The organism is Inquilinus limosus DSM 16000, from assembly GCF_000423185.1.
In the GTDB taxonomy this organism is placed as follows: domain Bacteria; phylum Pseudomonadota; class Alphaproteobacteria; order DSM-16000; family Inquilinaceae; genus Inquilinus; species Inquilinus limosus.
This window is the reverse complement of record NZ_AUHM01000060.1, coordinates 1-7,390: the sequence shown is the minus strand read 5'-3', so window position 1 is coordinate 7,390 and position 7,390 is coordinate 1. Positions and strand designations below refer to the sequence as shown.

Annotated in this window: 2 protein-coding genes; both read right to left on the bottom strand. The window is 72.6% G+C overall.

Annotation, left to right across the window (positions count from 1 at the left end; genetic code table 11):
• Nucleotides 1–6,259: non-ribosomal peptide synthetase (locus tag G537_RS40675; RefSeq protein ID WP_051249297.1), on the bottom strand; the 6,259-nt coding region annotated here is incomplete at its 3' end.
• Nucleotides 6,256–7,390 (bottom strand): AMP-binding protein (locus G537_RS40670; protein WP_034853482.1); only part of this gene is annotated, 1,135 nt, incomplete at its 5' end. The genes G537_RS40675 and G537_RS40670, both read right to left, overlap by 4 nt.

Below are 7,390 nucleotides of genomic sequence, written 5' to 3'. Positions count from 1 at the left end.
TCCCGGCCAGGACACGCTCCGCCTCACCCTCCGGCTCGGCCCGGCTCCCGCTCTCCCACTCCGGCGCCGGCAGCGCCTTCCGGTCCAGCTTGCCGGTCGGCAGCAGCGGCAGCGCCGGCAGTACCAGGATCCGCGACGGCACCATGTATTCCGGCAGCTGCCCGGCCAGATGTGCCTTCAGTTCGGCTTCCAGCCCCTCGCCGGCCTCCGGCGCCGCCACATGCGCCACCAAGCGCTTGCCGCCGGGCGAGGCCATCGCCGACGCCACCGCGCCCTGCACCTGCGGGTGCGACAGCAGCCGCGCTTCGATCTCACCCGGTTCGATCCGGTAGCCCCGGATCTTCACTTGATGATCGGCCCGGCCGAGATAGTCGATCGCCCCGTCCGGCAGCCACCGCACCACGTCCCCGGTGCGGTACATCCGGCTGCCCGGTTCGCCATAGGGGTCCGGCACGAAGCGCTCGGCCGTCAGGTCCGGCCGCCCGACATAGCCTCGCGCCAGCCCGCCGCCGCCGATATAAAGCTCGCCCGCCACGCCGACCGGCACCGGCTGCAGCCTTCCGTCCAGCACATAGGCCCGGCGGTCCCCCACCGGCCGTCCGATCGGCACATAGGCCCCGTCGCAGGCCGTGTCGGCCGTCCCTTTCCACACCAGCGGCGTCACCACCGCCTCGGTCGGTCCGTAGCCGTTGATCAACGCCCGCGGCCGCAGAGCCCGGCGCACCCGGTCGTATCCCGCCGCTGGCATCGCCTCGCCGCCGAAGGAATAGAGGTCGACCGGCGGGCACTGGCCGGTCTGCTCGGCCCAGGCCGCCATCTCGGTGATGTAGACCGGAGGGAAGCCGGCATTGGTGACGCCGTGCCGGCCGATCGCCGCCAGCGTCTTCTCGGCCGGCCACAGGCTCTCGTCACGCAGCACCAGGCTGGCGCCGCAGGTCAGCGCGGTCAGCCAGCGCTCATGCGCGCCGTCGAAGCTGAAGGCGATGAAGTGGAACTCGCGCGAGCGCTCGTCCATGTCGTAGAGCGGCGCGGTCACTCGGCAATGCATGGACAGCGGGCCGTGGGCGACGGCGACGCCCTTGGGCTTGCCGGTCGACCCCGAGGTGTAGATCACATAGGCCAGGTTCTCCGGATGCAGCGCCACCGCCGGCCCGGTCTCCGCTTCCCCGGCCTCATCCTCGACCAGGATCCGTTCCAGCCCCTCCGGCAGCCTTCCGGCCAGCGAGGCCTGGGTCAGCACCAGCCGAAGCCTGCTGTCCGTCGCCACCTCCGCCAGCCGCGCCGCCGGCGCGTCCGGCGCCAGCGGCACATAGGCGCCGCCCGCCTTCAGCACCGCCAGCAGCGTCACCAGCAGCTCGACCGACCGCTCCAGCACCACGCCGACCAGAACGTCCGGCCCGACGCCGGCCTGGACCAGCCGATGCGCCAGATGGTTCGCCCGGCGCTCCAGCTCGCCCCGGCTGATCTCGCGCTCGCCGAAGATCACCGCCGTCCGGCCCGGCTCCGCCGCCGCCCAATGCGAGATCCAGTCCTGGACCGGGCGATACGGCTCGGCTTGGTAGGGTTCGATCTGCCAGGCCGCGAGTTGGGCGAGATCCGTCTCCGCCAGCATGGAGAGGGAGCCGAGCTCGGACCCGGCGTTCTCGATCAGGCGGTCGAGCAGCGTGTCGAGATGCCGGCTCAGCGCCTCGATCTGCGCCGGCGTGAAGGCGTCGCGGCGATAGCCATAGGCGATGTCGAGCGTGTCGCCGGCCTGGATCGCCAGAGACAGCGGGTAGTGCGTCGCCTCCACTGTCTCCGCCGCCGACACCCGCAGGTCGCCGCCGGCGCGCGCGGCGCGGTCGATCGGGTAGTTCTCGAACACCAGCAGCGTGTCGAACAGGCCACCCTGCCCGCCCCAGCGCTGGATATCGGCGAGCGGCGTGTGCTCGTGCTCGTGCAACGCCAGCATCACCTCCTGCACTTGGCGCAGCCAGTCGCCCACCCGGGCTTCGGGGTCGGGCTGCTGGATCACCGGCAGGGTGTTGATGAACAGGCCCAGCAGCGTCTCGGCGCCCGGCAGCTCGGCCGGGCGGCCGGCGACGGTGGCGCCAAAGGCGACGCCGGGCTGGCCGGTGTAGCGCGACAGCAGCAGCGCCCAGGCGCCCTGCACCAGGGTGTTCACGGTGATGCGCTCGCGCCGGCAGAAAGCGGTCAGCCGCGCCGTGCGCTCGGCCTCGCGACGGGTGGCCAGGACGCCGTGCCCGCCGCCCTTCTCCAGGGGCGCCGGCAGCGCGTCGGCCAGGCGGGTCGGTGCGTCCAGCCTCGCCAGCCGGCCGCGCCAGAAGGCCTCGTCCGCCGCGGCATCGCGGCCGGCCAGCCAGGCGATGTGGTCGCGGTAGCGGCCTGGGCCGGCGGCGGGCGCCGTGCCGTGATACTGCGACAGCACCTCGCCGATCAGCCGGGACGTGCTCCAGCCATCCATCAGGATGTGATGGAAGGTCCAGATCAGCCGGTGCCGGTCCTCCGCCATCCGCAGCAGCAGCACCCGCATCAGCGGCGGCGCCGACAGATCGAAGCCGCGCTCGCGCTCCCAGCGGGCGATCTCGGCGATTCCCGCCTCGTTGAGCCCCCTGCCGTCGCGGATCTCGACCGGCAGGGGCACGCTGCGCCGCACCAGTTGCAGCGGCGCCGGACCGTCCCACAGGAAGCCGGTTCGCAGGATGTCGTGCCGCTCGATCGCTGCCTCCCAGGCGCAGGTGAAGCGGCCGGCGTCGAGCGGCCCGTCGAAGGTCGCCAGGACCTGGTTGACGTAGAGCCCCGCCTCCGTTGCGTGCAGGGCGTGGAACAGCAGCCCCTGCTGCAGCGGTGACAGCGGATAGGCGTCGGCGACCTCCGCGGCCGGGATCGGCAGGGCGTCGATCTGGGCCTGGCTCAGACCGGCCAGCGGCAGGTCCGACGGCGTCAGGCGCGCCGGCCTCTCCGTTTCGGGATTTGATGCCGGAACCGCAGTCGCCGGCGTCGGTCCCCGACGCGCCGCCGCGGCCAGGGCCCGCACGGTCTGGTGCTGAAAAGTGTCGCGGAGAGTCAGGACCAGCCCCTGCCGCCGGGCCCGGGCGATCACCTGCAGGGACAGGATGGAATCTCCACCCCGATCGAAGAAGTTGTCGTCCCGGCCCACCTGACGCAGGCCCAGCACCTCCGCCCAGATCGCGGCGATCGTCTGCTCCGCCTCACCCTCGGGCTCGGCCCGGCTGTCGGCGTCGCTCTCCCACTCCGGCTCCGGCAGCGCCTTGCGGTCCAGCTTGCCGTTGGCCGAGACCGGCAGCCGCTCCAGCCAGACCAGCTTCGCCGGCAGCATGTAGTCCGGAAGGGTGCGGGCCAGATGCGCCTTGACCGCCGCCTCGTCAGGCTGGGTGTCGCCGGCGACATAGCCGACCAGCCGCCCCTCGCGCAGCAGCACCACCGCCTCCCGGATCCCGGGATAGGAGCGCAAGCCCGCCTCGATCTCGCCGAGTTCGATCCGGAGGCCCCGCAGCTTCACCTGGTGGTCCAGACGGCCGACATATTCGATCGCCCCATCGCCGCGACGCCGCACCCGGTCGCCGCTGCGGTACATCCGGCTGCCCGGTGAGCCATAGGGATCCGGCACGAACCGCTCCGCTGTCAGGTCCGGCCGCCCGAGATAGCCCCGCGCTAGGTTCGCCCCGGCGATGTACAGCTCCCCAGCCACGCCCTCCGGCACCGGGTTCAGGTCGGCATCCAGCACATGGATCCGGGTGTTGGCGATGGCATGCCCGATCGGCACGCTGCGCTGCCCCTCCTCCGGGCGGCAGGCCCAGGAGGTCACGTCGACTGTCGTCTCCGTCGGGCCGTAGAGGTTGTGCAGGCGCGCGCCCGGCAGGCGCTGCCGGAACAGCGCCGCGAGACCCGGCGTCAGCTCCCCTCCGCCGCAGAACACGTCGGTCAGGCTGGAGCAGCTCTCCACCCCCTCCTCTTCGAGGAACAGCTGCAGCAGCGACGGCACGAACTGGACCGCGGTCACGGCTTCGGCGCGGATCATCTCGATCAGATGGTCCGGCTCCCGATGCCCGCCGGGACGCGCCAGCACCAGCCGGCCGCCCGATGCCAGGGGCCAGAAGAACTCCCACACCGAGGCGTCGAAGCCGGCGACCGTCTTCTGCAGCAGCACCGGCGGTCCGGAGGTTTCGTAGGTCGCTTGGCTCCATTGCACCAGGTTGACCAGCCCGCCATGCCGGACCATCACGGTCTTCGGCTTGCCCGTCGAACCCGAGGTGGTGATGCAGTAGGCCAGGGCCTCCGGATGCCAGGCCACGACAGGAGCCTCACCCGGGTATCCGGAGAGATCCCAGCTTTCCAGGGTGACGATCTCGACCCCGTCCGCCTGCGGCAGCCGGTCGAGGAGACGGGTCTGGGCCAGCACCAGGCGCAGGCCGGTCTCGGCGATGGTGCCGGCCAGGCGCTCGCGCGGATACTCCGGGTCCAAGGGGAGATACGCGCCGCCGGCTTTCAAGATACCCAGCAGCGCCACGACCAGCTCGACCGAGCGCTCCACCGCCACCCCGACCAGCACGTCCGGGCCGACGCCGCGGGCGACCAGGGCCTGGGCCAGCCGGTTGGCCCGCCGGTCGAGCTCGGCATAGCTCAGCCGCTCGGCCCCGAACACCAGCGCCTCGTCATCGGGCTTCGTCCGCACCTGCCGCTCGATCAGCGTCGCCACACTCGATACCGGCTCACAGGCGCGGTCCGTGGCGTTCCAGACGGACAGGCGCTCTCGCTCCGCCTCCGTCAGCAGGTCCAGCCGGGCCAGCGGCCGGTCGGGATGCGCCACGACCTGCCGCAGCAGCCGGAGGAAGCCGTCGCGCCAGCGCTCCGCCGTCGCCCGGTCGAACAGCTCGGTGGCGTAGGTCAGCTCGGCGGAGATCCGCCCGGCCCCATCCTCCGCCGTCGACAGGCTCAGGTCGAACTGGGCGCTGCCGCCGGGTCGCGACAGGGTCTCGGCCTGCACGTCCCCCAGGTGCATGGCGACCGCATCGCGGCGCCGTCCGTGCTGCATCATCACCTGGAACAGCGGATTGCGGCTCAGGCTGCGCTCGGGGTTGAGCGCCTCGACCAGACGCTCGAAGGGCAGCGCCTGATGCGCCTGGGCCTGCAGCGCCGTGTCGCGCACCGACGCCAGCAGCGACCGGAAATCCGCCCGGCCGTTGACCCGGACCGGCAGCACCTGGGTGTTGACGAAGCAGCCGACCACCGGCTCGACATCCTGGCGCTGGCGGTTGGCCACGGGCACGCCGATGCGCAGATCGTCCTGCCCGCCGAGCCGCCGCAGCAGCACGGAGAAGCCGGCCAGCAGCACCATGAACAGCGTCGCGCCCTGCTGCTGCGCCAGCGTCCGCAGCGCCGCGGAGAGGTCGTCCGGCAGGTCGAAGGCGACGATGTCGCCGCGCCAGCTCGGCTCGCTCGGGCGCGGCCGGTCGGCCGGCAGCTCCAGCACCGGCTGCTCCGGGCCCAGCGTCTCCACCCAGGAGGCGAGCAGGCGTTCGATCTCGCCGGCCTCCATCAGCTGGCGCTGCCAGACCGCGTAATCCGTGTATTGGATCTCGGGCGCGGCGCGCTGCGCCCGGCCCGACCGGTGATCGTCATAGCCGCGCACCAGATCCTCGACCAGCAGGTCGAGCGACCAGCCGTCGGCGACGATGTGGTGCAGCGTCAGCAGCAGCACGTGCTCGTCCGCCGCCAGCCGGATCAGCGTCGCGCGCAGCAGCGGCCCGGCGGCGAGATCGAAGGTCTGCCGCGCCTCGGTGGCCGAGGCGTCGTCGAGCCGGTCCTGGCGCTCGCCCTCCGGCACCGCCGACAGATCGATCCGGGCCAGCACCAGCGGCGACGGCGGCAGGATGCGCTGCAGCGGCTCGCCACCGATCTCCGGGAAGATCGTGCGCAAGGCCTCGTGCCGCGCGACCAGCCCGTCCAGCGCCGCCTGCAGCGCCGCCTCGTCGAGGCGGCCGGTCAGGCGCAGCCCGCCGGTGATGTGATAGGCCGCGCTCCCCGGCTCTAGCGTCCACAGCAGCCAGAGGCGGCGCTGGGCGTGGGACAGCGGCAGGTCGCCATCCCGCGGCGCCGGCACGATCGGCAGGCGCTGGGCGCTGATGCCCTTGGCCTCGAGCTGGGCCAGGAACTGCCGGCGCTTGTCGGCCGGCAGGGCGGCGACGCGCTCGGCGATGGCGCGCAGCGGATCGGCCTGCACAGTCATGTCGTTCATTCGGACAGCTCCAGCGCGTCCAGGAGGTCGGACATCGCATCCAGTTCTGCCGCGGCGTCGGCGCGGCCATGTCGGTCGATCAGCGCGGCCAAGCCGGCGATGGTGCGAGCCTCGAACAGCGCCGCCAGCGGCAGCTCCACGCCCAGGGTCTGGCGCAGCCGCGACGCCATCCGGGTCGCCAGCAGCGAGTGTCCGCCGAGGTTGAAGAAGTCGTCGTGCCGGGAGACGTGGTCGAGGCCGAGGACGTCCTGCCAGATGCGGGCGATGGCCTGCTCGGTCTCGCCCTCGGGCTCGGCCCGGGTCTCGGCGCCGCTCTCCCACTCCGGCTCCGGCAGCGCCTTGCGGTCCAGCTTGCCGTTGGCCGAGACCGGAAGGGCCGCCAGCACCACGATGCGGGACGGCACCATGTATTCCGGCAGCAGCGCCGACAGGTGCTGCTTCAGCGCCGCCTCGTCCGGCTGCGCCTCGCCGGCGACATAGCCGACCAGCCGGCCCTCCCGCAGCACCACCACCGCGTCGCGGATGCCCGGGTATGAGCGCAGCCCCGCCTCGATCTCGCCGAGCTCGATCCGCAGCCCGCGCAGCTTCACCTGGTGGTCCAGCCGGCCGAGATACTCGATCGCCCCGTCCCCGCGCCGCCGCACCAGGTCGCCCGAGCGGTACATCCGGCTGCCGGCCGGCCCCTGCGGGTCCGGCACGAACCGCTCCGCCGTCAGGTCCGGTCGGCCGAGATACCCCCGCGCCAGGTTGACCCCGGCGATGTACAGCTCCCCCGCCACCCCCTCCGGCACCGGGTTCAGGTCGGCATCCAGCACATGGATCCGGGTGTTGGCGATGGCATGCCCGATCGGCACGCTCTTCTGTCCGGGCTCATCCCGGCAGGCCCAGAAGGTCACGTCGATCGCCGCCTCGGTCGGGCCGTACAGGTTGTGCAGCTCCGCCCTTGTCTGTTGCAGCACCTCGTCCTGCAGCGCGCGCGGCAGCGCCTCGCCGCTGCACAGGATCCGGCGCAGGCTGGCGCAGCCGGGCAGCTCGCCCGACGCCGCGAACGCCCCCAGCATCGACGGCACGAAGTGCAGCGTGGTGATCCTCTCGTCCCGGATCACCCGGCCCAGCGCCTCGGGGTCGCGA